Annotated in this window: 27 protein-coding genes; 18 read left to right on the top strand and 9 right to left on the bottom strand. The window is 46.1% G+C overall.

What is annotated here, in order from left to right; genetic code table 11:
* The first annotated feature begins 249 nt into the window (after positions 1 to 249).
* The 8 genes from ACE3K2_RS13970 (at position 250) to ACE3K2_RS13935 (ending at position 12,019) form a co-directional block, all read left to right on the top strand.
* Positions 250 to 4,629, top strand: a complete 4,380-nt coding sequence (locus ACE3K2_RS13970) for a glycosyl hydrolase 53 family protein (protein ID WP_421890972.1) — start codon at positions 250 to 252, stop codon at positions 4,627 to 4,629.
* Positions 4,630 to 4,830: 201 nt separating this feature from the next.
* Positions 4,831 to 5,874 carry an SPFH domain-containing protein gene (locus ACE3K2_RS13965; RefSeq protein WP_421890969.1) on the top strand — a complete coding sequence of 348 codons (1,044 nt, stop codon included), beginning with the start codon at positions 4,831 to 4,833 and terminating at the stop codon, positions 5,872 to 5,874.
* Positions 5,871 to 6,845: a sugar kinase gene (locus tag ACE3K2_RS13960; protein WP_421890966.1), complete on the top strand. Its 975-nt coding sequence runs from the start codon at positions 5,871 to 5,873 to the stop codon at positions 6,843 to 6,845. The genes ACE3K2_RS13965 and ACE3K2_RS13960 overlap by 4 nt, the downstream gene beginning before the upstream one ends.
* Positions 6,846 to 6,928: 83 nt before the next feature.
* Complete coding sequence (locus ACE3K2_RS13955; RefSeq protein WP_421890963.1) at positions 6,929 to 7,642, top strand: response regulator transcription factor; 714 nt, start codon at positions 6,929 to 6,931, stop codon at positions 7,640 to 7,642.
* Positions 7,639 to 8,637: a sensor histidine kinase gene (locus ACE3K2_RS13950; RefSeq protein WP_421890960.1), complete on the top strand. Its 999-nt coding sequence runs from the start codon at positions 7,639 to 7,641 to the stop codon at positions 8,635 to 8,637. The genes ACE3K2_RS13955 and ACE3K2_RS13950 overlap by 4 nt, the downstream gene beginning before the upstream one ends.
* A gap of 193 nt (positions 8,638 to 8,830) precedes the next feature.
* The gene (locus ACE3K2_RS13945; protein WP_421890957.1) at positions 8,831 to 9,601 is read left to right on the top strand and encodes an ABC transporter ATP-binding protein; all 771 of its coding nucleotides are present in this window, start codon (positions 8,831 to 8,833) and stop codon (positions 9,599 to 9,601) included.
* On the top strand, positions 9,576 to 11,534 hold the full coding sequence (locus ACE3K2_RS13940) for an ABC transporter permease (RefSeq protein WP_421890954.1): 1,959 nt from the start codon (positions 9,576 to 9,578) through the stop codon (positions 11,532 to 11,534). The genes ACE3K2_RS13945 and ACE3K2_RS13940 overlap by 26 nt, the downstream gene beginning before the upstream one ends.
* Before the next feature lie 143 nt (positions 11,535 to 11,677).
* Positions 11,678 to 12,019 carry a cupin domain-containing protein gene (locus ACE3K2_RS13935; RefSeq protein ID WP_421890951.1) on the top strand — a complete coding sequence of 114 codons (342 nt, stop codon included), beginning with the start codon at positions 11,678 to 11,680 and terminating at the stop codon, positions 12,017 to 12,019.
* A gap of 229 nt (positions 12,020 to 12,248) precedes the next feature.
* Here the strand turns inward: ACE3K2_RS13935 and ACE3K2_RS13930 are convergent, their stop codons facing one another.
* The 6 genes from ACE3K2_RS13930 to ACE3K2_RS13905 form a co-directional block, all read right to left on the bottom strand.
* Complete coding sequence (locus ACE3K2_RS13930) at positions 12,249 to 12,548, bottom strand: metal-sulfur cluster assembly factor (RefSeq protein ID WP_421891243.1); 300 nt, start codon at positions 12,546 to 12,548, stop codon at positions 12,249 to 12,251.
* Between the two features lie 31 nt (positions 12,549 to 12,579).
* Positions 12,580 to 13,812 (bottom strand): hypothetical protein, encoded by a 1,233-nt coding sequence (locus ACE3K2_RS13925; protein WP_421890949.1) that lies wholly within the window; start codon positions 13,810 to 13,812, stop codon positions 12,580 to 12,582.
* A gap of 13 nt (positions 13,813 to 13,825) precedes the next feature.
* Entirely contained in the window at positions 13,826 to 14,431 is a 606-nt protein-coding gene (locus ACE3K2_RS13920; protein ID WP_421890946.1) for a DUF2249 domain-containing protein, read from the bottom strand.
* Positions 14,418 to 14,792, bottom strand: a complete 375-nt coding sequence (locus ACE3K2_RS13915; RefSeq protein WP_421890944.1) for a hypothetical protein — start codon at positions 14,790 to 14,792, stop codon at positions 14,418 to 14,420. Before ACE3K2_RS13915 ends, ACE3K2_RS13920 begins: the two co-directional genes overlap by 14 nt.
* Positions 14,793 to 14,809: 17 nt before the next feature.
* Positions 14,810 to 15,043 carry a DUF2249 domain-containing protein gene (locus tag ACE3K2_RS13910; protein ID WP_421890942.1) on the bottom strand — a complete coding sequence of 78 codons (234 nt, stop codon included), beginning with the start codon at positions 15,041 to 15,043 and terminating at the stop codon, positions 14,810 to 14,812.
* Positions 15,044 to 15,225: 182 nt separating this feature from the next.
* The gene (locus ACE3K2_RS13905; protein ID WP_421890939.1) at positions 15,226 to 15,927 is read right to left on the bottom strand and encodes a Crp/Fnr family transcriptional regulator; all 702 of its coding nucleotides are present in this window, start codon (positions 15,925 to 15,927) and stop codon (positions 15,226 to 15,228) included.
* Between the two features lie 177 nt (positions 15,928 to 16,104).
* Here ACE3K2_RS13905 and ACE3K2_RS13900 point away from each other — a divergent pair, with 177 nt between their 5' ends.
* Positions 16,105 to 16,827 (top strand): ZIP family metal transporter, encoded by a 723-nt coding sequence (locus tag ACE3K2_RS13900; RefSeq protein WP_421890936.1) that lies wholly within the window; start codon positions 16,105 to 16,107, stop codon positions 16,825 to 16,827.
* Positions 16,828 to 16,935: 108 nt separating this feature from the next.
* On the opposite strand, the gene ACE3K2_RS13895 is transcribed toward ACE3K2_RS13900, so the two are convergent.
* The gene (locus ACE3K2_RS13895; protein WP_421890933.1) at positions 16,936 to 17,634 is read right to left on the bottom strand and encodes a Crp/Fnr family transcriptional regulator; all 699 of its coding nucleotides are present in this window, start codon (positions 17,632 to 17,634) and stop codon (positions 16,936 to 16,938) included.
* 62 nt (positions 17,635 to 17,696) lie between these two features.
* Positions 17,697 to 18,686 carry a multicopper oxidase domain-containing protein gene (locus tag ACE3K2_RS13890; protein ID WP_421890930.1) on the bottom strand — a complete coding sequence of 330 codons (990 nt, stop codon included), beginning with the start codon at positions 18,684 to 18,686 and terminating at the stop codon, positions 17,697 to 17,699.
* 279 nt (positions 18,687 to 18,965) lie between these two features.
* Here ACE3K2_RS13890 and ACE3K2_RS13885 point away from each other — a divergent pair, with 279 nt between their 5' ends.
* Genes ACE3K2_RS13885 through ACE3K2_RS13855 form a run of 7 tightly spaced genes read left to right on the top strand, consistent with a single transcriptional unit; the run spans position 18,966 to position 24,009 of the window.
* Positions 18,966 to 19,574 (top strand): hypothetical protein, encoded by a 609-nt coding sequence (locus ACE3K2_RS13885; protein ID WP_421890927.1) that lies wholly within the window; start codon positions 18,966 to 18,968, stop codon positions 19,572 to 19,574.
* 45 nt (positions 19,575 to 19,619) lie between these two features.
* Positions 19,620 to 20,270 (top strand): hypothetical protein, encoded by a 651-nt coding sequence (locus tag ACE3K2_RS13880; RefSeq protein WP_421890924.1) that lies wholly within the window; start codon positions 19,620 to 19,622, stop codon positions 20,268 to 20,270.
* Positions 20,267 to 20,827 carry a hypothetical protein gene (locus tag ACE3K2_RS13875; protein WP_421890921.1) on the top strand — a complete coding sequence of 187 codons (561 nt, stop codon included), beginning with the start codon at positions 20,267 to 20,269 and terminating at the stop codon, positions 20,825 to 20,827. Before ACE3K2_RS13880 ends, ACE3K2_RS13875 begins: the two co-directional genes overlap by 4 nt.
* Positions 20,828 to 20,871: 44 nt before the next feature.
* Entirely contained in the window at positions 20,872 to 21,606 is a 735-nt protein-coding gene (locus tag ACE3K2_RS13870; RefSeq protein WP_421890919.1) for a hypothetical protein, read from the top strand.
* A 17-nt stretch (positions 21,607 to 21,623) separates the two neighbouring features.
* A complete protein-coding gene (locus ACE3K2_RS13865) occupies positions 21,624 to 22,928 on the top strand; it encodes a hypothetical protein (protein WP_421890917.1) in 1,305 nt (434 codons plus the stop codon).
* A gap of 32 nt (positions 22,929 to 22,960) precedes the next feature.
* On the top strand, positions 22,961 to 23,383 hold the full coding sequence (locus ACE3K2_RS13860; protein ID WP_421890915.1) for a hypothetical protein: 423 nt from the start codon (positions 22,961 to 22,963) through the stop codon (positions 23,381 to 23,383).
* A 20-nt stretch (positions 23,384 to 23,403) separates the two neighbouring features.
* Positions 23,404 to 24,009, top strand: a complete 606-nt coding sequence (locus ACE3K2_RS13855) for an SMI1/KNR4 family protein (protein WP_421890912.1) — start codon at positions 23,404 to 23,406, stop codon at positions 24,007 to 24,009.
* A 94-nt stretch (positions 24,010 to 24,103) separates the two neighbouring features.
* Here the strand turns inward: ACE3K2_RS13855 and ACE3K2_RS13850 are convergent, their stop codons facing one another.
* Complete coding sequence (locus tag ACE3K2_RS13850) at positions 24,104 to 24,421, bottom strand: hypothetical protein (RefSeq protein ID WP_421890909.1); 318 nt, start codon at positions 24,419 to 24,421, stop codon at positions 24,104 to 24,106.
* Between the two features lie 109 nt (positions 24,422 to 24,530).
* Here ACE3K2_RS13850 and ACE3K2_RS13845 point away from each other — a divergent pair, with 109 nt between their 5' ends.
* Both ACE3K2_RS13845 and ACE3K2_RS13840 read left to right on the top strand, forming a co-directional pair.
* Positions 24,531 to 25,580 (top strand): leucine-rich repeat domain-containing protein, encoded by a 1,050-nt coding sequence (locus tag ACE3K2_RS13845; RefSeq protein WP_421890906.1) that lies wholly within the window; start codon positions 24,531 to 24,533, stop codon positions 25,578 to 25,580.
* 148 nt (positions 25,581 to 25,728) lie between these two features.
* Positions 25,729 to 26,562, top strand: a complete 834-nt coding sequence (locus ACE3K2_RS13840) for a cupin domain-containing protein (protein WP_421890904.1) — start codon at positions 25,729 to 25,731, stop codon at positions 26,560 to 26,562.
* Positions 26,563 to 26,733 lie beyond the last annotated feature (171 nt).

Genomic DNA, 26,733 nt, shown 5'->3' with positions numbered 1-26,733 from the left:
ATGATCATATACCTGAAAATCTGTTCGTTTCTGCCTTCCGGTGGACGGACAGATTTTTTTGTTTCTTTTGCAAAATAGTGTGATTAATATAGCTCAAATGTAACTGTCACAGGATCATATTGTTAAAATAACTGCTGTTTCCTTTGGATTATGCCGTGTCGCCTATCACTATTAAGCGCTTACAATGAGGAGGGTTCATCACATTCATTGATCCATGCACAATCAAACACAAAAAGGGGGAGATCAAGAGTGAACAAAAGGTACATAAGCGGGTGTTTGGTGTTACTGATGCTGTTCTGTGATCTGGGCTTAATGGTTCGTCCAGCGGCTGCGGAAGAGACAAAAGTGAACGTGGCACATAACAAGGCGGTTACGGTAAGCACAGAATATTTGGAGTGGGGAAGTAACAAAGACCATTTGGTTGATGGCAAAGGTGATACGCATTGGGCTGCTACAGCTGGAGTGACAACGGAACAACCACAGTGGGCCATGATTGATCTGGGTCAAGACTACAATCTGTCCGGAGCGGAAATAACTTGGAGAGAAAACACGGTTGTAAAATATATGGTAGAAACGTCTGCTGACCAGCAGGCATGGACCAAAGTTGTTGATCAAAGTGAAAATGCCGATCCTGAACAGATCGCGGATCTGTCTTTCGAGCAGAAAGGTGTACGATACATCAGACTGAACATTTCCTTTTTCAAGGGTGAAGGCGTCTGGCCGGAAATATTGGAGTTCAAAGTATGGGGAGAAGCAGAAGGCACTGAACCGGCTAACATTACGGAATATGATCCAGTCGAAGTGAAAACCGTAACAAGAAGTGCGCCAGTTCTGCCAAACCAGGTAAAGGCATGGTATGGGAATGAAAAATCAGGAATGGTGCCTGTGACATGGGATACTATCGACCCTTTGGAATACGCTTCTGCGGGAAACTTTACGGTAACAGGGACAGTATATGGTGCGCCTCCAGAGCCTCGGCCTGAAGCCAAGGTAATCGTTGAGGGATATCGTGAAGACTATGTTAGAGGTGTCGATATATCCACGTTGACTGCCATTGAGGACAAAGGCGGAAAATACGTGGACAGCAACGGTACAGAGCGTGATTTACTTGATATTCTCAAGGATCGCGGTGTCAATTATGTACGTCTTCGTCTGTGGAATGATCCACAGAAATCAGGGGGCTACAACGATAAAGAAGATGTTATTCGTTTGGCCAAACGGGTGAAAGAAAAAGGCATGAAGATCCTGTTGGACTTCCACTACTCGGATGAGTGGGCTCATCCGGGTCAGCAGCTTCGTCCTAAAGCTTGGGAAGGTCTTTCCTTTGAAGAGCTGAAGCAGGAAGTATACAACTATACGGTTGAAGTTGTGGGAGACATGAAAGCAGAGGGCGCCATGCCTGATATGGTGCAGATTGGTAACGAGATCAACAGTGGTCTTCTGAACGGCTTGAGCAGTGACGTGAATTTCAACGAAAATGTTGCATTGCTGAAAAGCGGAATTGATGCTGTACGTGCAGTAGAAGGAGAGGTCACCAATAACGCGGATAAGGTGAAGATCATGATCCATCTGGCTGAAGGTGGCAAGGCGGATACGTTTGACTGGTATTTCAGCGAGCTGCAGAAACGCGAACTCAAGTACGATATCATCGGACTTTCCTATTATCCGTTCTGGCATGGGACATTTGCCGATGTGCAGAAGACCATGAATGAAGTATCTAACAAATTCGAAAAAGACGTGATTATTGCCGAGACATCGTATCCATTTTCATATAAAAACGGGGATGCACACGGTAACATCATTGGGTCGGACGAAGCGCTTCATGTAGGGGGAGCAGACTTCCCTGCAACCGTTCAAGGTCAATATGATGCCATCGCGGGCATTATGGACATGATTGCGAACGTGCCGAATAATCATGGCGCAGGGTTCTTCTACTGGGAGCCAGCTTGGATTCCGGCCGGTGTAGGCTGGATTGCATCCGAAGGGAATGCATGGGAGAACCAGGCGATGTTTGATTACGATGAATTTCCGGCCAACGGCGGGCATTCGTATGAAGGCAGAGCGTTATGGTCCCTTGATGTGTACAAACGTGGATTGGGTACTCTGCCCGCAGATCGACAGCAACTGGCTGCGGCACTTACACGAGCCAAATCACTGGTCGAGACTGATTTTACTCCGGAAACTTGGGGTACTCTGGCTCCAGCAATCTCCTCAGCGAATGCAACATACCAACAGGCATACACGCCGGGTGGGGTGACTCAAGCAGATACAGATGCAGCAACAACAGGATTGGAACATGTGATGCAGCAAATGCAGGTGATTCCACCGCAACTTGACGAGCTACGAGCCAAATTAGCGGAAGCGCGTACGTATCAGCAGACTGACTGGTCTGCGGCCACTTGGGCGGTATTGACCAAAGCACTGGAAGGCGCTGATCAGGTCTTGAATGATCCAAGAGCAACACAGACGGATGCGAATACAGCGGTTAAACGTTTGCATGATGCCATTCAAGGTCTATCCAATGTGGACAAAACACAACTGCACCAGTACATTCAACAAATGCAGCAACAGAATGAATCTTCCTATACACGCCGGAGCTGGTCTGTATTGCAGCAATCTTTGCAGGCAGCGATTCAGGTCCGAGATAATAATGCTGTTGTCCAGTCTGAGGTGAATTCAGCACTAAGTTCGTTGAAACAAGCCTTTACTAGTCTGGTCTCTCTGGAGGCTTTAACAACGGGCAAAACAGCAACGGCTTCAAGCAGTGCAGGGACCGGAGGCAATCAAGCCAACTCTCCTGAAGGTGCGATTGACAACAATCCGAACACTTCATGGGGGACAGATAAGAGTATCCGCAGCTGGTGGCAAGTGGATTTGGGACAAGTCGCAAACTTGCGCAAGTTGGAAATGTCGATGTGGAGTGGCGGCATCAAATATACAATCGAAGTGTCCAATGATAACCAAAATTTTGTGAAAGTAGTGGACACCACAAGTGATGTTGTTGTATCGACCGCACCTAGCCATGTACTTCCAGAAGGCACGGAGGGACGTTACATTCGGGTAACGATTAAAACAGGTCCCACATGGGTAGGATTCATGGAATTTGAAGCATACGGTACGTTCCCGGCGGATAAATCGGCACTGCAAGCCACTGTAGATGCCGCTGAGAAATTAAAGCAAACCGAATACACGACTGCAAGCTGGAATGTGTTCAGTAAGATGCTTTCTGAAGCGAAGGAGCTCATTGTGGATGTGGAATCTTCCACGCAAGATCTAAGCAAAGCGGATCAAGCGTTACAAGATGCTGTGAGCAAGCTTGTGCGTCAAGATACTACACCTGACCCTGGTCAGCCCTCCCAACCAAGTGTACCTTCACAACCATCTAACCCGGGAACAGCTCCTTCGACGGGAAATCCGGCTGTAACCCCGCCAGTTGGATCTGGCACTGGACCAGTGAAGGGTTCAATAACGGTAAAAGGAACAGCAACCGGGGATGACAAGTACTCGATTCGTCCGGATGCATCCCAATTAACTCAGGCACTGAAGTCCATGGATACAGGAAATCGTACGCTGAAGCTGATCGCAGATGTGCCTGATTCAGCCAAGACAGTCACATTCCAATTGGCTGCAAGCCAACTGGCAACATGGGTTCGTTCCGAGGAAGTGCAATCCCTAAATGTAGTCGTAGGACCGACTACCGTTCGTGTTCCTCTGAAATCACTCCCGCTAACCATTGCGGAGACTGCGGGAACGTTCGACATCGTAGTAGCAAAAGGATCGACAGATACACTGTCCACATCTCAAAAAGCAGCGATCGGTAATCATGCGATTGTTGATGTGAATCTGTTAATGAACAATAAGCCATTGCAATGGACAAACAGAGCGGTTGAAGTTGTTCTATCCAGTGTAGAGCAACCTAAGCAGAATGATGTAGTTATGGTCGTACATTCCATATCTCCAGGTGGAGAAATGAAACCTGTTATGTACTCCAAGTACGATGACAAGACAAAAACGATGGCGTTCAAACCGTTGGAATCCGGCAGTTATGTTATTGCAGAAGTTGAAGTGCCTTTACATGATCTGCAAAATCACAATTGGGCTCTCCAAGAAGTGCAGAACCTCTACGGTAAAGGGATTATTACGGGGATGAGTGCAACACGTTTTGCCCCGCAAGGTGAACTGACCAGAGCACAATTTTTGCAAATGATCATTAAAGGCATTGGTGATACACGCCAGTACGATGCATCCATTTCGCTCCCAACGGATGTGAAGGAAGGGCAGTGGTATGCCGACTCAGTAAGACTTGGCATTGAAATGAACATTATTCAAGGCCGGGCGGATGGAAGCTTTGGAGCGAATGAACGTATTTCACGAGAAGATATGGCCGTTATGCTGAACAGAGCTTTGAAGGTTGTGCAACGTGATCAGGATGGGAACAATGCTGCACAAGGAAATACTTTATTTGTAGATAACGCCGAGATCGCCGGGTATGCAAAAGGAGCCGTAGCCTCAATGCAACAACTTGGACTGCTGAACGGCATGCCTGATGGCACGTTTGCTCCGAAAGAAACAGCGAACCGTGCACAAGGGGCTGTTGCAGTCGCCAGACTGATGGAACAGCTGTATTAGAAAATAGGAAGCAGGTAAAGAGATCGGATCAACTGATTCGATCTCTTTATTTTTTTTCGGGAAAAAATGAGGTCTAGACTTCATTCCTTTCTCCAAATAGGCATATGAATAATTTGTTAATGTCGTATTGACAATATCAATTTCATTTGTTATCATTTCGATAATATCAAAACGACAATATTAAGAAATGGGGAATGAGCCATGTTTGGATTCCGATTCGCGAAGTTTCAACCCAGTGAATATGTCATGAAGGTGAAAAATGGTAAGGTACAACGTCAAGGTGTCGGATTATCCTTCTATTATTATGAACCGACCACATCGGTGGTGGTGTTACCCGTGTCCTCGGTGGATGTACCATTCATGTTCGAAGAGATTACAGCGGACTATCAGACCGTTACTGTGCAAGGGCAGCTAAGCTATCGCATTGTGGATTATCTGAAAATAACGCAAAGCCTGAATTACACGTACAATTTGCGCAAGAATCGGTATATTTCCGACGACCCCGGAAAACTGGACCAACGGGTGATCACCACAGCGAAAGTACTAACCAAGAAATATCTGGAGAAAATGCCGTTGAAGGAGGCCATTCAATCCAGTGAACGGCTGGCAAGCAGCATGAAACGCGAAGTTGTGCAAAGTGAAGAACTTGAGAAACTCGGCGTTGAACTAATGAGTCTATCCATCCTGGCCATTCTGCCCAATAAAGAGACGATGCGCGCATTGGAAGCACAAGCGCGGGAAGAGATCTTGCGTCAGGCAGATGAAGCGCTGTATGTGCGTCGCAATGCATCGATTGAACAAGAACGAAGAGTGAAAGAGAACGAACTGAACACCGAAATTGCTGTGGAGACAAAGAAACAGCAAATCCGTGAGACCCAATTGCAGGCAGAACGTTCGGTAAAACAGAAACAAAATGAGATGGAGCAGGAACAGCTTCAGTTCAATACGGCGATGGAGGAACGTAAGCAGCAACTGATTGAGTTAACCATTGCCAATCACAATGCGGAAGCGGATGCCAAAGCGTATGAGATTGCTGCCGTGATGAATTCATTGCAAAACGTACAGCCAAATGTACTGCAAGCGATGGCAAACATGGGCATGAATTCGGATAAGCTGATCGCACTTGCGTTCCAGGAACTGGCTGAAAATGCAGGCAAGATCGGACAGCTGAATATCTCGCCGGATCTGTTGCAGGGATTGATGTCTCCCGCGCCGGTCAGAGATCAGGGAGGTCGAGCGAGATGAGTGAACACAAGCTGATTCTGGTGAAGCGCCGGACTAGACTGGAAGAGTTGGTGGTTCGATATAACACGGTGCAGCAAGCTCAGTTCTATATTGAACGTCTGGGCGCAGACTTCAGTGATTATATGGAGGAAGACCGTCGTTACCGGTTATCTGTGCAGCAGGCGCAGCAGCAACTGGGACAATTGGGACGGGTTCAGACGATTGATCGGGAACATGTACCCAATTTTATCTTTGGAGAGCAGGATATCGTGGTTGTGGTTGGACAGGATGGGCTTGTAGCCAATACCCTCAAATACGTAACCGAGCAGCCACTCATTGGTGTGAACCCGGACCCGATGCGGTGGGATGGCGTGTTATTACCTTTTACCGTGGAGGATCTGAGCTTTATTGTTCCTGATGTCATTCGAAAACAACGAGCCTTGAAAGAAGTCACTCTTGCCAAAGTAGAACTCAATGATGGACAGTATCTATATGGTGTGAACGATCTGTTCATTGGTCGGAAGACACATGTATCGGCACGTTATGAAGTTCGTTTGGGTACATCCGCGGAACAACAATCCTCCAGTGGTATCATTGTATCCACAGGCATGGGATCAACAGGCTGGTTCAAAAGTGTGCTAGCCGGAGCCACCGGAATTGTTGGATCGGCAGCATGGCAGAACATGAATTCCGAATCCGAGGTTGCTGCAGCATCCGCATCCATTCAGGGAAGCAGGCAGGACCTGAATCATTTTAACTGGGATGCACCCTTCTTATATTTTTCAGTACGTGAACCGTTCCCAAGCCGGACGACTGCGGCCAATCTGGTGTTTGGGCAGATTCATTCAAAGCAACCATTGCACATTGTATCCCAGATGCCAGAGGATGGTGTTATATTCAGCGATGGAGTGGAGCAGGACTTTCTGGAGTTTAATTCAGGGGTGGAAGCTATCATTGATTTGGCAGAGAAGAGGGGGCGTCTTGTGGTCTGACCCTTTATTTGCAAGCCGTTTCCAACTAAAATGGGTAACTAGATGTGATACACTGACGTCAGGAAACGGAAAGAGGGTTAACGATGCAGTCGATAATGTTGGTTGAAGATGATGCCAAGCTTGCAGGATTGCTGGCGGCTTATCTGACCCGAAATGGATTCGAGGTACAGGTCACAGATGATTTCCGTCATGTACTGGATGAATTTGTGAAGATGGCACCGGATCTGGTGCTGATGGATGTGAACTTGCCTCAATACGATGGCTACTACTGGTGCAGACAGATACGCACACATTCCATATGTCCCATTTTATTCATATCTGCTCGTGACAGTGGTATGGATCAGATTATGGCGTTGGAGCATGGGGCGGATGATTATATTACAAAACCTTTTCAATATGAAGTCGTTCTTGCCAAAGTCCGCAGTCAGCTGCGCAGAGCCTATGGTTCTTATGCTGCCATGCAGCAGGAAGTGAAAGTGAAGAATGGTTCCATGATCCTCTACCCTGAACGATTCGTATTGGAATATGACGAACGCTCAACAGAGCTGACACAGAAGGAAGCCATATTGGTGGAAGCACTGATGACGAAGGCAGGGCGAGTGGTCAGCCGGGAAAAATTACTTGAACAGATGTGGGAAGATCAGCATTTTATTGATGATAATACGTTGAATGTCTATATTACACGCGTTCGCCGGAAGTTGAAGGAGCTGGGTGCGGAAGAGATTTTGGAGACGATTCGCGGAGCGGGTTATCGCGTGTTGGATCTGGGTTCATCCGCACAGGGGACAGGGAAATGAGACTTTTCCTGAAAGACCATCAGATGTTAGCTGGATTTTATGTGCTGCAGATGTTACTGGTTCCGTGTGTATATTGGCTTTCTGGTGAAGGTCGCCCGCTGAAAATTATCCTCTATGGCATGCTGATCAGTACCGTGGTGCTGATGGTCTATCTGGTCATACGATACTTCCAGCTACGAGCATATTATCATCTACTTCAACAACCACGTATGTTGGTAAACGAGTCTTTTCAAACACTTGGAGATTCGGTTGTGCCAGAGGCCATCCAGGAATTGTTACATGAACTGGAGCGTAATCGTCAGAATGAGATAAATCAGTTACGTGCTAGCAAGGAACAGCAGGTGGTATTCATGAATCGTTGGGTTCATCAGATGAAGACCCCGTTGTCTATTATCCAACTGACTTTGGAAGATGTGGAAGATGAGACGGCTGGCAGTATTCAGGATGAGCTGGATAAAATGCGCAAAGGGCTTGAAATGGTTTTACATTCATCGCGGCTTGAACAGTTCGAAGGGGATTTTCGCGTGGAGCTGCTGTCTCTTCATGAGGTACTTCGGAGTAGCATCGCAGAGAACCGACGTTTGTTTATACGCAAAGGCGTTACGCCGGATATCCGGATGGAGGAGGACCTTCAAATCTACAGTGATTCCAAGTGGCTGCGGTTCATGTTCACCCAGATCCTGACAAATGCCGTGAACTATTCCGATAGCAAATCAGGCAAAAAAGTCATCATTACCGGCTATAAGCAGGAAGAGTGTACAATTCTAGACATTCAGGATGAGGGAATCGGTATCTCGTCGGAGGATATTCATCGTGTGTTCAATCCTTATTTTACAGGCGAACGGGGCAGGCAATATCACGAATCCACAGGGATGGGGTTATATCTGGTCCGTGAGATCAGTGCACGTCTGGGTAACCGTGTAGAGTTGTTTTCGGAGCCGAATGAGGGAACGTTGGTTAGATTCAGTTGGGTTCATACGAAGGTTCCGAAGTAAAGAGCGCTTTGCCCATGATATGGGTGAGGTGCTTTTTTACATGCACAGAAGTGGGATAGGGGAGCAGGGGAACAGAACCTTAAACGGGCTGTAAGGGAAGTTTAAGGTAATTCGATAGCACCTTTACAGGAGGTCAGTTAGGATAAGATTAGAAATGACGAATAAAGAATGATGAATCAGGAGGGGAATACACATGGAAATGTTACAAGTATCGGGACTGAACAAAGTATATCAGGGCAAAGTGCAGACTCAAGCCCTTAGTGATATTCATCTGACAATCAAGCAAGGTGAGTTTGTGGGTATTATGGGTCCGTCGGGCAGTGGCAAAACAACGTTGTTAAACATGGTCTCTACCATTGATGAACCCAGCTCAGGCAAGGTGCTGATTAATGGCATGAATCCGTTTGATATGAAAAAGAAAGAACTTGCCATGTTCCGGCGTCGGGAACTCGGATTTGTCTTTCAGGATTTCAATCTGCTGGACACGCTGACTGTAGCAGAGAATATTGTACTCCCATTGACATTGGACAAGGTCAAACTGAAAGAGATGGAGAACAGACTTGATCGTATTACAACCAAGCTGGGGATTGATCGTATTCTGGATAAACGAGTCTACGAAATCTCGGGCGGTCAGCGACAGCGCACAGCCATTGCGAGATCCATGATCAATATGCCTTCAATTGTATTGGCGGATGAACCCACCGGCGCGTTGGATTCCACTTCATCTCAGGCTGTCATGGAGTCGCTTGAACAGATTAATCAGGAGGAGAAAACGACCATTATGTTGGTCACACATGACCCGCTTGCGGCAAGTTATTGCAACCGAATTGTATTCATCAAGGACGGGAAACTGGCAGCCGAGGTACACCGTGGAGATAATCGGCAGACGTTTTTCCAGCGAATCATCGATACTTTATCCTTCTGGGGAGGGAATTCACATGAGCTTTCCTCAGTTCGCGTTTAACAATATTCGCCGGAATGGGCGAGCGTACATTGCTTTTTTTCTAAGTAGTGTGTTTATGGTCATGATTTTCTTCGCTTATGCGGTGTTTATCTATCATCCATATGTAAAAGAGTTGCCGATGGGTGACACAACTGCTACGGGGATGCAGGTGGCTTCGATCATTGTATATGTGTTTGCATTTTTCTTTGTCATGTATTCTATCAGTGCTTTTCTCAAATCACGGAACAAAGAGTTTGGTATTCTGACCATACTTGGTGCAGAGCCCGCACAGATTCGGAAATTGGTCATTTTGGAAAACATGTTGATCGGCTGTTTGTCCATCATTGCCGGTATAGGCGGAGGCATGTTGTTGTCGAAGCTGTTTCTGATGTTAACCACTCGTTTTATCGGGATGGATGATCTGCCCTTTTATTTTCCGGTGAAAGCGATTCTGATTACGATCGGGGCATTTCTGTTATTATTTTTCTGCATTTCACTTTTCACATTGATATTTATCGGAAACAAACGGACGTTAGAGCTTTTGACAGGGACCAGCAAACCTAAAAAAGAACCCAAAGCTTCGTGGTTCTTCTCACTTCTGGGCCTGACATTACTTACAATCGGATTTGTAGTACTCCGCAGTAAATTGAGCGGCGGTACGATCTTGCTCGCAGCAGTGACAGGCATCGCGGGGACGTATTTTTTCTACTCCCAACTTTCCGTGCTCATCATCCACTTATTAAAGCGTAATCGTAAAACGGTATGGCATGGTACTCGTCTGTTGTGGATCTCAGAGATGAGTTACAAAATGAAGGATAATGCTCGCATGCTCTTTATGGTGACGGTAGTCATTGCGATTGCTTCGATGAGTGCAGTTGTGATTTTGTCACTGGATCAAGAGAACCGGGAGCAGTTTACCAATAACGATTTTGCAATCCAGTACAATGTGTACACACCTACGGATCAAATGGATATGAGCGCTATTAATTCAGCACTTGAAACCGCAGGCTTGGATTATCAGCAAGTGTATCTGGAGTACTTCTGGTCTGATGCAGATCAGAGTGCTGTCTCAGTCATGCCGCTTAGTCACTACAACCGATTCAATACAATTCTAGGAAAAGAGACATTCCAATTGGATTCAAATTCAGCATTGTTCGTAGATTCCCGGAATGAGAAGGATCAGGCTCAGATCGATCGAAACAGGTTTCGCAATTTTTCGGAAGGAGACACATTGACCTTGAATCTGGAAGCTGGCCCAATGCAAGCAAGAGTTACAGCTACAGATGTGGAGCCAAGGTTTGCAACCTTAATCTATTCAACAGGTGTAGTTGTCCTCCCGGATGAGAAGTTTGAAGAGATCACACAACAGGTCCATGAAAATAGGTTATCTGGCAAAGTTCTGTATCAGATTCCTGCCTGGGGTCATGCAGTACCTGACCGGCACTCCTCGGAAGCCATGGTTAGCGATCAGTTACTTTCGTTCGCAGATACCATTCGAAGCGATAATGCTTCGGATGAGAATTACTCCGGATATCTGAGTACGCGGTACGGTGATTTTGAAAGATTTAGACAGGGGACAGCACTATTTACCTTCTTGGGCATATTTATCGGATTGATCTTCTCCATCTCTTCCGCAAGCTTTCTGTATTTCAGACTGCATACCGATCTTGAAGCGGATGGAAAGATGGTGCATTCTCTTTCGAAAATGGGTCTCAGTTTCCAAGAGATGAAACGATCATCCACCGTTCAGATTGCCATTCTGTTCTTTTTACCGATCGGGGTAGCTCTCATTGAAACGTTGGTCGTGGTTAAGCCATTTCTTACTGAATTCGGTATTACCAATTATACGATGCCGGTGTTGACTGTATTTGGTGCCTTTGTACTTGCACAGACGTTTTATTTCATCGTTATACGTTCGAGATATATCGCTTCTCTGCGCAAAATGATGGTGTAACCATCTTAAAAACAAAGGGTCGTAAGGACCGACCATGATCTGTTCATTGCCTGCATTCCTTGATTCAGATCAAGGAAATGCGGGCTTTCTTGCGATAAGATGAATGTATTCACAGATTATATTATCGAGGAGGAAGATTAATCATGAGTATTACGTCATTGCAAGAAGTCAAAGCATTCAGCGAGGATCGTTTTACGAAACGGGTATTATTCCAACAGGGTGGTGGGGTGACCTTTGTCCTTCATTTTCTGCCAGGACAGCAGCTTCCCGTTCATAAACATCCGGGCACAGACGTTATTTTGCTGGTGGTCGAAGGCACAGGCACACTTATTCTGGATGGAAAAGAACAAGAGGTGAAACAAGAGGATGTGATCCATTGTGGCGGTGAGGTGGAGTTTGCATTCCATAATACAGGAGATCAGGAAGTTCGTTTGTTCGTGGTGTTAAACAAAGTGCCAGCAGCATCCTATGCAAAGGACATCTGACATCTAATATCAAGGAATCGATAAAATGATTCACTGATCGGTACTTAACATGGGGGAACTCTTTTCTGGAGTTTCCTTATTTGTTTTTTTTAAGAATATCTTGATCAAGTGTCTGTTCCTATCGCAAAACAAAAAAAGCATACCTGGGTCTGAGAACATCAGATCTGAAGTACGCTTTTTCGTATTCTGCTGCCAACTTGTTCATTCATCCGGTCTATTGTCATTCTAATTAGAAGTATCCCAACATTTCCTTGGCCTCATTCGACATCAGCTGGGGAGACCATTGTGGCTCCCATACCACTTGTACATCAATATCAGTCTTATCCGTATTTTCCTGCAAAACCCATTTTACCGCACCAACAATCGTATCGTGTAACGGACAACCTGGTGTTGTCAGTGTCATCCGTACATGTACCCGTTCAGGTTCTTCCCGTACTTCATATACCAGACCCAGGTCAACGATATTAACACCTAATTCAGGATCATATACTTCCTTGAGACATTCTAGCAAAAGCGTGGTTTGTTCCATCATGTTCACTCTCCAGTCCACCTTATTTATGTTAACGTCTGAATACCAGAGCAATATTTGTTATATAAACGATGGAGACAAGAGACAAGATCGTCCCTCCAACCATCATGACCTCAGCCAGATTAATCAGAATTCCACTGACAAGCAACAGGCTTCCAGCGACCATGGCGAGCATACCCCAATTGACATACTGTTCACTCAGCATACCTGCCATCAATGGTGTTCCGGGTCTGCCTGCCTGCTTGCCATATTTGTGGGTCCACCATAGAAAAGGCACGATTTTGGAGGCATAACCAAGTATGTTGAGAGACACCCAGCCCCCGAGATATACCCATCCAGACAGCAGAACAACACGTGGATGAAGCAGCAGTTCAGTCCCTTGCGAGGAATAGATCAGTAGGGCAACTGCATATACAGCCAACGCACGGCTTACATACACAGACCAGCTAATGCCCGGACCCGGGTTGCTTTTGTGCCGTTTCTCCTGAATTTGCTCCAAGTGATACACATAGAAGAGAAGGGCTGCGGTTAGAAGCAAAAGAGCGAACCAGAGCAATCCTCCCTTGAACCCAGTCAGAAATGCGACAACGCCTGTGATTACAGCTGCATTCCACAGAATGAGGACCACATTCTGCAATCGATTGGAATAATGATGGGACAGGTAGAACATGGGCAGCATTTTGTAACTGAATCCGGTAATTAACATGCCAAACCATCCGAGTGTACCCATCCAGATATGTGCACCGAATAAGCGTTCATGCAGACCATTCCAATCACCAAATGCAAAATTCAGACCCATCAGCATACCGGAAATCCCGGTAAGAACCAGATAAAGACAGGAACAAGCTGCACTGATCGTTACTGGATTCCACTGTGAGGCACGGAAGAGCGTAACGGCCATATTCCATCCAAACAACAGAATGCCAGAGAGCGTGAGTGTAGCAGAACCCGCAATCCAGATGACATCTGCACGGATGAAGCCGTATAACATCCCCACAATACCGAAACTGAACAAGAAATAATGACAATAACCGAGAAACAGACTGTAAATATTGGATTGCAAAATAACATGTATCAACTGATAAACGGCACCCATGGCCAGCATGGTCGCCCACCCGAGCACAAACAGATGGGCATGAAACCAGCCTTCGGGTCCTCTGAGTTCATCACCAAGCCAGCCTGTCAGCGAGAGCAGGGAGAATGCATGATACATTACAAATCCAAAGATGCCCGTGATGATAAAAAGAAACGGCAACCTGGACATGGCTATTGCCTCCTTACCCTTTTTCAATTCTCACTTTGGCTGTACCATCGGCTTGATCCTCAACCGTAAAGAGGCAACCGAGGTTGTTCAACTCTTCAATCAGGAAAACAGGTACACGGTCATTGTGAATCAGCACAATTTCCCCAGGTTTGCAACGCTCCAGTGCGGCAAGTGTTCGGATCATGGGTTGTGGTGGTTCCAATCCGCGATTGTCCAGTATAACGGTGGGAGATTGTGGAGGTTCCGTGTTTTCAATGGCTACAGTTTGTTCTTCCGGATGTCCATGGCATGAAGCGGATTCTTCGTCTGAATCGGGTTCCGAATTAACTTCCGACCCAGATAAAACCACTGCAGAACAAGCTGCTGCACCCGTTTTGTTTTTTTTGTGCACAAACGTGGTAACCCAGTGATCTGAACTTCTGCGTTCAGATGTACTGGAATACCCCTTCAGCTTGAGAATACCGAGCAGTGGTGTTGGTTTGAATGGAGCGTGTAGTACAAACACATCTTCATGCTGAAGGCCTCTGACCGTGTCCATGATTAGCTGAAACGGCTCCAGCTTTTTACTCAGATGAGGACGCACATCCAATTCAACAATATGAACATCAGATGGAGACATGTGCATTCACATCCGATCCTACACTGGCTACATTCACCTGCTGTACCAACTGTAGAGATGATTCATACAGGGCCGCCATTCCACCGTACAGCGCATAGAAGAATGACTCCGGCGCATCGAGGGAGAAGGACAGATAGGCTTTCGGATCCATGCCGAGCACACGCTCAAATAGTCTTGCACTGTCATAGGCGTAAAAACAGAAATGAGTGTATTCGAATACAGGCATTTTTTCGTAAATGGTGATAATCTCTTGCGCATATTCCGCTTGTTCCCGCTGTGCCATCTGAACCATGGTTGTGGCGTCTTCCAGCCGCAGCGTGATGCGGAGTGTAGTATCGTCAATGATTTCAACGTGCGCCATAGCGGTTCAGCTCCAATCTATAATTTGCTGATTTTGACCTGGAAGGTTGTAGGACCCTGCTCAATATACTCCCAGTTGAAGGCATCGGGATGTGTGGACTGGAACTGGAATCGAAGGGGCTTAGGATCGTGATCGTTAATGAGCAGCATGGATTCCTGCGGTTGCAACTGATCAAACGTTTCGAAAATAACTTTGTGTTTCAAATGCGGTGGATACTCCGTGGCATTAATGGTAGCTGCATAGGTGTTCATGTGTCTTTCCTCCAAATAGGGATAGTGGGTGGTACAATTTGATTATAGAAAACGTGAGGATAGGGCTGTGTGAGCCTGCTCACACCTTCTTTAATGTCATAGACTCGCCTTATTTGGTGTGCAGACACATTTTAGTTTAAGAGTATGGGAGAGAAAACAGTATAATTAGGGGTACAGGGTGATCACCCATCCCTTTGTTGCTTCAAAGCTTGCAAATCATGAATGATAATCCGGTTGCGATCCACTTCGAGCAAATTCTCTTTTGTAAGCTGGTTTAAAAGCCGATTTGCTGTTTCCCTTGTTGTACCGATGGAATTGGCAAACTCCTGATGTGTCATGGGCAGGTTGATGATCACTTGATCTCCATGTGTCTGTCCGTGCTGCTCTGCGAGCATAAGGAGGAAGGAAAGCACACGGTTACGTACATCCTGACCAGAGAGCACCTGCAGCTTATCCTGTAATTCTCTTATTTTATCACCAAGCACGCGCATAATTTTGATCGCAATGGAGGGTGTACTCAGCATTAATCGTTCGAAAAGTCGGACAGGTATGGCCGATAGTTCGGTAGGGGTTATGGCTTCTGCGGTAGCCGGGTATGGATGCGCGTTAAAAAAGCCGGTGTGTGGGAACATATCTCCTGTTTTGAGGAAAGAGACGATCTGTTCATGGCCGTTTTCATCGGTTTTATAGGCCTTTACAATGCCGGTACGGATGAAAAAAACAGCTTCCTTTTCGCTTCCTTCGCTGAAAATAACTGATTTCTTCGGAATGCTTCTGGAAATGGCGATATCTTCGACTTGCTTTAATTCCTCGGGGCTAAGGTCCTGGAAGATGGGGAACTGTTGCAGAAACTCCGCTGTTGTATCTTTGTTGACCCTACTCATGAGAATCTCTCCTCTCTGTGTTCATATTGCTGAACGACGACATCATTTTATCATAACGTGATTTTTGAACACATCAGGTGATATAGATCACCGTAAAGCCACATCACTGTTTTTGATTGCTCAACCAGGGTTAATGGAAGGATAGAATATGATTGAACAAGAGAGGGGTCGGCCCGGATGTGGACTGCATTCATGTGGGGCGGCATCTCTGCCTCAGCTGTAGTCATTGGCGCTCTCGCAGCATTGTTTCTGAAGATTCCCAAACGAGTCATTGGCTGGATCATGGCTTTTGGGACAGGAACATTAATTGGTGCAGCGACCTTTGAACTTCTCGGAGATGCGCTGAATGATGGCGGAATTATACCTACAGCCATTGGATTTACGGCGGGTGCCGTCGTGTATACCCTGTTTGACCTGCTCGTTTCTGCAAAGGGAGGGGCAGGGCGTAAACGTTCGGCAAAGTCGGGAGACTCGAATCAAAGCGGGCTTGGAATCTTTGCGGGCACGGTAATGGATGCTATCCCGGAATCCATCATGCTTGGAGCCAGCTTGCTGGCCGGAAATGGTGTCAGTGTGGTTTTGGTAGTATCGATCTTTGTCAGTAACATCCCTGAGGGTCTGTCCAGTACGGTTGGACTACAAGGCCAGTACAGTCGTGGCAAAATCATATTGATGTGGCTGAGTGTACTGTTGATCTCCGCGCTTGCAGCACTGGGTGGATATCTGTTTCTGGAACAGCTTCCAGAGGAGATGGGTGCAGCGATTGGTGCATTTGCAGGTGGTGGAATCATTGCGATGATCTGCTCAACGATGATGCCGGAAGCCTTTGAAGAGGGCGGACCTGTAGTGGGTTTGATTGCATCGATGGGATTGCTTGTGTCGCTGTTGTTGGATATATGAATGACCTGACCATACGAAAGAGTATCCGAACAGAGAGGCTTCTGATCGGATACTCTTTTTTTTGGCGAAAACTGCTTCCTCCGTACCTCAAACTTCCTTACCCAGTCATTAGCTCAGGTCAGGCGGTTCAATTCTTTCCCTGAGCTGTTCCAGCTGAAGAATAAGAATGCAGTTCCCTGTAACCTGAAGCAGTCCCTGAGTTTGCATCATGGCAAGTTTGCGACTAAGTGTTTCGGGTGTAATACCAAGCAGCAGAGCCATATCTTTTTTGAAAACAGGCAAGCGGATTTCGTGTTTTGCATGATTTCGATTGTGGAAGAACAAAAGCAGCTTGGCAATCTTCTGTTCCGTTGTCATTATACTGAGCGAGCTGTTCCATTCATCGGTTTCACGCAGAAGATTGGAAATGGCAAGCAGGAAATGATAAGCAAGCTTCGGATCATGTTCAAGTAACTGGTCAAAGTCATGTTTGTTGATGGAACAGATGGCCGAAGGTTCCAGAACTTCAGCGTTCGCAGCATGTGATTTTTGGTGTAACAGGGAATCTTGTCCGAAGAAATCACCGGGAAACAGGAATCGTATAATATGTTCCTTGCCATTATCATTGGTTTTGGATAACTTCACACATCCCTGATGAACCACGTAGAGCGTATCTGAGCGTTCGCCCTCTTGGACGACAACTTCCCCTTTGTTATATTCACGGGTATGCAGAAGGGAGATCAGCAATGCAGATTCGGATGGATCAAGATGCTGGAACAGAGATACTTTGGAGAAACAGGCATCCTTCGCTTCGTGCGCACAGATCATCGTTTCATCTCCTCGAAATTTTTCAGAATGGGGGGGGGATAACCATTATCTATGGTCATGTCTCAGTGAGACATGGCGGTTCCACCGTGATCCGTGCCATCCTTGGTCACACGGAGAACAGCGGAAGCTCCTTTGGCGACATGGTTGAACTGATGGGTTACAATCGCATAATCCCCTTCTTCGGTCACGGTAAACTCTACGACAGCTCCACCACTTGCGGGAAGCATAACCGTCTGTATTCCATACTGGATGTTTCGTGGATTCCCATCGGTATATACACGGTCCATAATTGTACCGACAACGTGGAAGGATGAGACTTCATTGGGTCCCGCATTACTGACATAGATTCGCACCGTATCTCCTACTTTGGCTAACAGGGGGTGTTCGGTCAATCCATAATCATTACCGTTAAATACGACATAATCCGGTTCTCCGTTCATAAAAGCTTCGTAGTCATGCTCCTTATACCATTCACTCTGAACAAGGGTATACTCACGATCAACCACATGATCAGAAGGGTACCCAGCCTTGGGTTCCACAATAATCATGCCGTACATCCCGTTCGCGATATGGGCAAGGACCGGTTTGGTTCCACAGTGATACATGAATACACCAGGGGACGAGGTTGGATAGGTGAATGTGCCTTCCTCGCCTGGCATAACATCAATAAAATTGCTGCTGGGAGCGGTATGTACAGCGTGAAAATCCATGGAGTGAGGCAAGCTGGAATCTCTGTTTTTTAACGTGAACACCAGTGTATCTCCTTCTGTCACACGCAGAATGGGACCAGGTACGGTACCATTAAATGTCCAAGCGTTGTAGATCACACCGTTGGAGATTTCGATATCGGTAACTTGAGCCGTCATTTCAATATATACCGTGGTACCTTCTCTTCGAATGATCGGGTCTACCGGTGCTTGGCTAACAGCAGAAGGCAAAACTTCATGATGGTGAACCGGTTTAACCTGATTGGTAGAACTGCAATGAGACAGTGTGGCCGTGAAGATGGCAAATATAAGAGAGTATTTATATACATTCAGTAAGGAAAACATAGTTGCACAACCTTTACTCAAGTGATATTTTTCACAATCTAAAAAGCAAGTATTCTTTCTTTACAGTAGTGATTCAGGTATAGATTACGTTATAGAGGCAGGAACCGGTGTGATGAGGCACACACTTGGTATGTCATATTAGTGTCAATTCCAACAATCTGCCTTCAATTCTTGTGCTGAGGAACGGAGTTTCATATAATTTTAAAGAGATGGGATTGGTAAATGTTGAGCATCTTGAGCCTATGTGTGTCGTAGTTTGAGGAGAAAGGTGGATACGGAATGAAACGTTTCGAAGATGAGAGTGCGTATAAGTACAGCTTCTATTCGGTACTTCGTCGGGGCGATAGGGTTGATGTGAAATGTCCAAAATGCGGTGGACACGCATTTATTGAACAACGGAACAATCAACTGGGATGGAAATGTTTCGAATGTTACGCTCAAGCTCTTGAAGAACCGGTGTATCAATATAACGCCAAAGGCAATTGTGCTATATGTGAACGTTGGTTTAACGTGGAGGTCACAGGCGAGAAGAAGACGTCTCACCGAGCAACGCAAATGGAATGTCCCTATTGTGGTTCTGTTAATCAGGTTGAATTACATGCCAAGCCGATATACGGAAGGTGTTTTTCCGAGATTCGTGCAGGAAAAGACCCTGTATTCGGGTTGGAGCTATACTTTTTGGATGAGTTCAGAGGGAAAATCATATGGGCTGTGAATCGGGAGCATCTGAATTATCTCATCGCTTATGTTTCCGCAGATCTGCGTGAAAAACCTGGGAATATGCCTTTAAAGACAGCTTCACACAGTATCCCGGCTTATATTAAGGATGCGAAGAACAGGGATGTGGTTGTGCGTACACTGTCGAAGCTTCAGCACAAGACTGGATGAGACTAAAAGCGAAGTGAAGCGTTATAGCTGCAAGGGAGAGAAGACATGAAACGACGATTTAAACTTAGCATCTTTGCAATTATTCTGGGTATGTTGATGATTCCGGCTTATTTTATTTTACAGACATTTGGTGTATTTCAAAAAGAGACAGTCTTATCTGACTATGCTCTCGCTGTTGATGTGAATGGCGAGTCCTATGGGGCTTGGCCACTTGTTAACAGTTTTGCAGCGATGGATAAACAAGAGGATAACCGTCAGTTTTATTACCGGATCGACATGAGTCACCTCCAATATCTGTTTAATCTGGCCTATCGGGAGTATGAAGTGAAGCCCGGTGGGGATAATCCGTATCTGGCCGGTACTGTAAACTACCAACATACGGACCACAACTATGTGCAGACCGAGAAACAGTATGAGAACGCCAATGACTTTACAACGGTCTTAAATCTGTATGATCAGGATGGGCAGGTGATCTACACCTACGATAATACCGCCAAAGCGGATAACGAATTGGTGAAGTCCATCATTCATCAGGGAATGAGCCGTAATAGTGGCGGTAGTAGCGAAGCTGCCCGCGATCCGTATATCAATATTACTGCGTTATTTCGCGACAAGCTTAACATTGATGTGAAACTGACGGTGGATGAGGAACACAAAGTGGTTACCATTCGAATGAACAAATCGGAGGCGAGATGATGAATGCGTATGGTGTACAGCACGGACCTGCTTATCTGGAAGGATTAATTAGGAAGGAAGAAGACATTAAATCCGATGAAGTGGAGTGGAAAGGCAAACTTCAAACGAGTGATGGTCATGATAAATTCCATATCTTTTATTATGGTGACTTAACCGAAGATGATCTGATTACCTGGCATGATTCGACACCACTTCTTGTATATGCGGAGCATACGGTCACGGGTGAGCGCTATCTGCTCATTGATGCCGCCAAGCACGGATATGATGCCATGTTATGTGAAACTTATTCGGAAGAAGCACTACATGACAGACCACTTCGCCCTTATCTGGATGTTGAAGGAGAGGATATCTTTGAGGTAGAGTTGACGGCCTACTACAATGTGCCTTGGGATGATGAGTTTGGCGAAGATGTAGATGAGCATGGTACGTATGAACTGATTACGGGAGAGCGCATGGATTTTGATCAGGTCAAACGTGATGGATATGATGCATTTGCCATTCGCATTCTGAATCGTAAAGGGGTATGGACTGACATTGTACAGGAAGAACTGGCTTAGATCTGTATACGAATGAACCAAACTGAGATGGGAGATGTCGACAAATGTATATCGTATCCCGTGCACTTAAGCCGGTTCCAGCAGAAGAACTGGATCACTTTGAACAACAGCACGCCGTCTCGCTACCTTTGTCATACCGTACCTGGATTGAACAATACGGGGAAGGCACATACACGGGGTGGATGAATGTTCAGAGACCGGACACGGAAGTGCTGAAACCTTTTGTTGAATATGATTTTTGGATACATACGGATGAATCGCCTATAAGTCAGCATCAACTTGCGCAGTGCATCACCATCGGCAGTTCTGTAGATGGAGATTTCCTTGCTGTTCATCCTGAAGTTGAGGGGCTGCTGTGGCTACCGCGTCATGATGAAAATATCACCTTATGGACATGCTCTGAGACTGAATTTGGCGAAACGCTGGACCGGATCTATTGTGGGTATTACCATCAGGATAAACCGATAACGCCACTTTATTTTGAACCGTGGAATGAGCTGCGTAAGCATGCATTTTATCATTTTACAGGGACGGAACAGGGAAGTTCAATGAAAGCACTGGCGGATATGTGCAAAACGGAATTTAAGTGGGACGCAGTGTTGGAGAATGAGTACATGTGCAAGCTGTTTATGGCGTGGATGGGAGGATATGTACGTTTTAACTATGCAAATGGGAGAGAAGTTGCCCTGTTCTATGAAGAAAAAAACGGTGCTGAAGAGGCGACAGATAATGATATCAGTCTGTTTTTGCAAGCACATCATTGTACCGCATATGAATAGGGTTAGAGTGGAGGGAAATGATGGGTTGGTTAAAAGAGGACATCGCGGAAAAATGGCGTAATGAAGGCAAGCGTTATGCAAGGGATGTCAATGCATTTGTACGGAAAGGCATGCAGGGAGAGCAGCCAGATGAATCGGAGCTGGAGGGAGACTCCAGAAGCGGAATGAGTGCTGAAGTATTCCATATGGTGAGACAGGCCAATCTCCACGGTGACTTGGAGATGCTGCGACGTGAGCTGCCAGCAGCGACGTGGCCATTGAGTGAGGCATTTCAGGCTTCCATGCAGGCTGTCAATGTTGTAGGTTATCTGAACGAAGAGACGTGTGTATGTAATACGGGTATCTTCACGGAGAATGGTCAGATCTATACGATGGATCAGCACGGAGGGCAGTTGATCTCTCCATATACTTTTGCAGGTTGCTCAGCAGACGGATTGGACTATGCGCTTGCAGGACCGGATGGGGTTCGTATTATTCGTCAGCCGGATCGCAGGTTGGAAGGACAAGAGATAGCGACCTATCGATGGGAAGATATTCAAGCCCGGATACAGTCGTCCTTACCTCGAATTGAATCACTTGCGGACTGTGAGCATCCAGAACGGACACTTGAAGGACTTATACCTATGGATGAAGGGAGAGCACTACTCATCCATTCAAGATACGGGATATATCTCGTCACACAAGCTCAGGTGACCTTGCTTCATCCCGATCTGGCTGAGATCGAAGAGTATGAGCTAGAGGATACACAGTTAGACATGGGACATGCAGCGGTATCTCGGGATGGTCGATGGTTAGCATATGGTAGCCAAGGGAGTAATCATATGGTGATGGACCGCCAGCTGAACAAGACATACTCCCTCTATCCGGAATCGAGCTATCCTCATTACGCGGCATTCACCAGTGATAACCAGAACGTCTGGTTTAACGCATGTCATTTCTATAACGGAGTTACGATACAGGTTCCGCTGGAAGACATACAAGGTAACGAAACGAAGGAAGATTGGCCGATCATGAATGAAAATGCACGTGTGTATGCAGCGGTTGAAACAGAGGCAGGCATGGTGCTTGGAGATGCATATGGTTATCTGTATTGTGTGAATGGCGAGGGTAAGGAAGTGTGGCGTCATTTTGTGGGCAGTACCATCTATTCTCTCGTCGTATCGCCGGAACAATCCAAACTTGCAGTTGGCACCTATGGTGGCATGCTGCATGTGCTCGATCTTCATTCCAAAGAAATGGACGAGTACGGGATCGGTACAGGAACTCTTCGTGAGCTGGAGCGATATGTGTTGTGGCGTGGAGAAGAACCTCTGCGCTGGTAAGTTAGCATTTTGACCTAGTTAGGGGTGAAGGAATGGAACGTGAAGAGGCAGTAATGTTATTAAAATGTCACTCCTTTTCTTATGATGATCTGAGTCATCCCAGAATGGAGAACGGTTTTATTGGCAGTCTGCGGCCCTTTCGTGGACATTTGATTGAGCAGAATTTTCATGAGTTGATGGAGATACTGCGGGTTCTGGCACCAGAACTTGCACGGCCTTCACTTGATCGGGAAGTCATGGCATGTCTATGGGGAATTACTCACATGGCACATGCTTGGGCTGTTGAACCTGAGGGCATGCTTCGCAGCAACAACCTCATTTCGGACGAACAGGTGGCAATGATGGAACAATGGCTTAATATGTTATCTTACGCAGTTATGGTTCTGATTGAAGGCGGCGGAGAGGAAGAAGCGTTTTGGGAATATCATCAATATGTGCAAGAAGAGAAGGGCTGAGATAGGGAGGTGTAGTGAGCGTGGAGCGGAATGTATCATTAAACGTGTTAATGGACGAGCTGAATCGCTTGCTGGGTGAGAAAATACAGGATCAAGAGATTCGGCAATTGTTCGAAGAATATCAACATCGGGAAGGTGCATCCGAGGAAAGTCTCAATTTGTTTGAAAAGGAGTATGGCATTAGACTGCCTGGTGATTTTCGTACCTTTTACCAAAGGAAAGACGGCAGTGGCTACGGGTTGCATGTGCTGTACCCTGGTGATGCCGAGAAGGGCCGATGTACCCCCTTTTATCTGATGTCATTGGAAGAGATTAGAGAGACCAAACAATACTTCTGTGAAGTAGATGAGAAGCTGGAAGAGTATTATTCTGCTGAAGAGATCAGCCAGTTGGACCCGGAGATCAGGCCATACCTGTTCCATAAATCATGGATTCCTTTTGCAACGATCGCGGGAGGTTCACTGTATCTGATGCTTGATTTTGATCCAACGGCGGAAGGCACCTATGGGCAGATTATCATGTATGTTCACGATCCAGACTTTGTATATTATCTTACACCTACCTTTACGGATCTCCTCAGTATGTCGAACCGTAATCTGAAGATGATGGATGAGATCACGTATTAAATCCTGCATGATTAGACAATTTCTTAATAACAAAGAAGCTGCCGAAGCAGCTCCTTTATCTGATATGAACCTATACTTTGCATAAGTCTCATGATTACCACGAGAAGAAACGATGTCCGTGAAATCCGCCGCCTGGAGGTCCACCGTGTCCACCCGGACCACCAGGTCCGCCTCCGTGAGGTCCACCGGGATAGCCACCTCCTGGGAAATGACCAGGGTGTCCACCAGGGTAACCACCGCCGGGATATCCACCATGCCACCAAGGACCGCCGATCGGATATGGAAGTGGAACAGGAACGATAGGCGGGTAGGGATAGGGATAAGGGTAAGGATAAGGTGGCGGTGGCGGATAATAAGGGTAAGGATAACCCGCAGGTTGCGGGGATGACACTGAACCAGGGCCGTATGCCATGTAACAAGCCTCCAATAACCGGATTAATGATATCAGCCTATGCCACAGTGGTTTCAGATGATACAGCAGATTACAGATTAATGAATATAGTGCCATGAGGGGGGAACATATGGTAGCCGTAGCTTTTCACACGGATCCAAGAGGAACTGCCTATGAACTGTTGATTGACGAATTGATCGAGAAGACAGACCGGTTTATGCTGGTTGACAGACAGTATGCAGAAGAAGGCACACCTGTAGGAGTTGCCAAAGTGTTACAGAGGCTCGAACCGTACCTGATTGAAAGCTGTACGATGGAAGAAATGATGATGCAGAGTGGTGCCATGTATGCAGAAGGCAGCTATTACATATATCGTTGTACGACTGAATCCGGGCAGATCCTTAAGGAGGAAGCCAATCGTTTTCATGACTGGTTATACCCTTCATTGCCGGACGATCTTTGTTTTCTGAAAGAGGATGGGAGCGATTACTTCTACACGGTTGCTCATGAGAATATGTATGGCATGCACATTACACAAGAAGAAGCAATTAAGCTAATGGAGCGTATCACGGGGTTGTTTTTTAGGTTAGAACGACATCAGGATATTCATTGCTTACTGGACGATGCAATCAGGCATCAGACTGATGTGTTGAATATTAGTTCACATTACTTGAAAGAGATTCCGGAACGGATTCGGGAATTGAAGCACTTGAAACGTTTGACGATTTTTGAGCAGGATGTTAGTACGCTTCCTTCAGCCCTTTTTGAACTGACATCATTGGAAGAATTGGAGATCATGACAGCGGACTTGGAAGGTATTCACCAAGACATTGGGAAATTAAAACAACTTCGAGAGCTTAGAATTTATTGCGGTAGTTCATATCATGTTCCAACGGGGTGGAAGCCGAAGGAGAAGTGGGATCTTGGTCTGAAATATATTCCAGCCGAGATTGGTGAATTGAGTGAACTGGTGGCTCTGGATATAGGGTACTCGGGCATTCGTGAGCTTCCGCCTGAACTGGAGCAACTAAAGAAGCTGCGTTATTTAAGTGTAACTAATAGTTTAATCGAGGAAACGCCGGACATGGTAAAGCGGATGACCTGGCTTCAGAGTGTGAATCTCAACAGTACTCCATTAGGAATCAGTTTGGAGCATATCTTGGCCGAAGAAGAAACTTAATAACGTATAAGCCCTGCTCGGGATGTCCGAGTCAGGGCTCATTGGTTATACGATGAAAATTGGTGGAAATGTCACGTATCTGGGCGCTAGGCATAAGCTGGCATATAGGTTATGACCTAAACCGAGAGCGAAGGGCAGGCGTTTTATTTTGGCAACTTCATACATGGATTACACTTTACCAAGCACTCAATTTACTTATGATTTAAGCAAGAACCCCTTATTCAAGAAGGATGAGAACAACTACATTAATTCTCTATCCATCAATCAGTTAAACACCCTCGGCAATACTTCTTTACTGGATATTTTCCTCAGCACAGGCAATGTAGTTGAACCTCATATTCATCAGAATGCAACCGAACTGGTATACTGCATCAGCGGTGCAGCAGTCGTGTCACTCATTAATCCGTTTACGAACGAGTTGCTTCATTTCCCGATTACACCAGGTCAGGTAGCTAATGTACCTCAAGGCTGGTGGCACTATGAAGTGGCTACGGTAGATCATACGCATTTACTCGCCATCTTTGATGCTCCTGTGCCTGAGGCGATATTTGGCTCAGACATCCTGCGTCTTACCCCTGCAAAACTTTTGGCTTATACGTACTGTCTGGACGAGAAAAAAGTTCAAGAAGCGCTGGCTCCCATCCAAAAAACAGTGTTTATTGGCCCGCCGGCCGATTGCCAGAATTCAACTGCTCCTGTCTCTAGCAGCGCTCCAAATGTGAATCATCAGCCTTACGTAATGCCTAATGTACAACCGAACGTACAGCCAAATATGCAACCAAACATGCAGGCCAACACAGAACCCAACATGCAACCGTACGTACAACCAGACTCTCAGCCAAACAACCAACCAAACATGCAACCTTACGTGAATCGTCTTCCGTACTGGGGTACTTGGGTTGATCCGCGTATTATTCATGAGCCGGGCTGCCCCTATTATACAGAGCTTCCTGTGAATACGAATAATCAAGAGGAAAGATGACGTTTATTAAGCAAGGTTTATCTAATACACATAGGTACTTCAGTTAAATTGGGTATAGAAAAAGAAGCTTCCGCCAAGGAATGCTTCTTATTTTTGGATTAAAGTTGTCTTCAAACCTGCTGAAAGCCGATGCATACCTGAACGTGTCCGAAGCATGGAGTGTTAACGAAT

Origin of the sequence: Paenibacillus sp. (genome assembly GCF_048976745.1) — a bacterium.
GTDB lineage: Bacteria > Bacillota > Bacilli > Paenibacillales > Paenibacillaceae > Paenibacillus.
The sequence above is the reverse complement of the archived record's forward strand: the minus strand, read 5'-3'. Positions and strand labels throughout refer to the sequence as shown.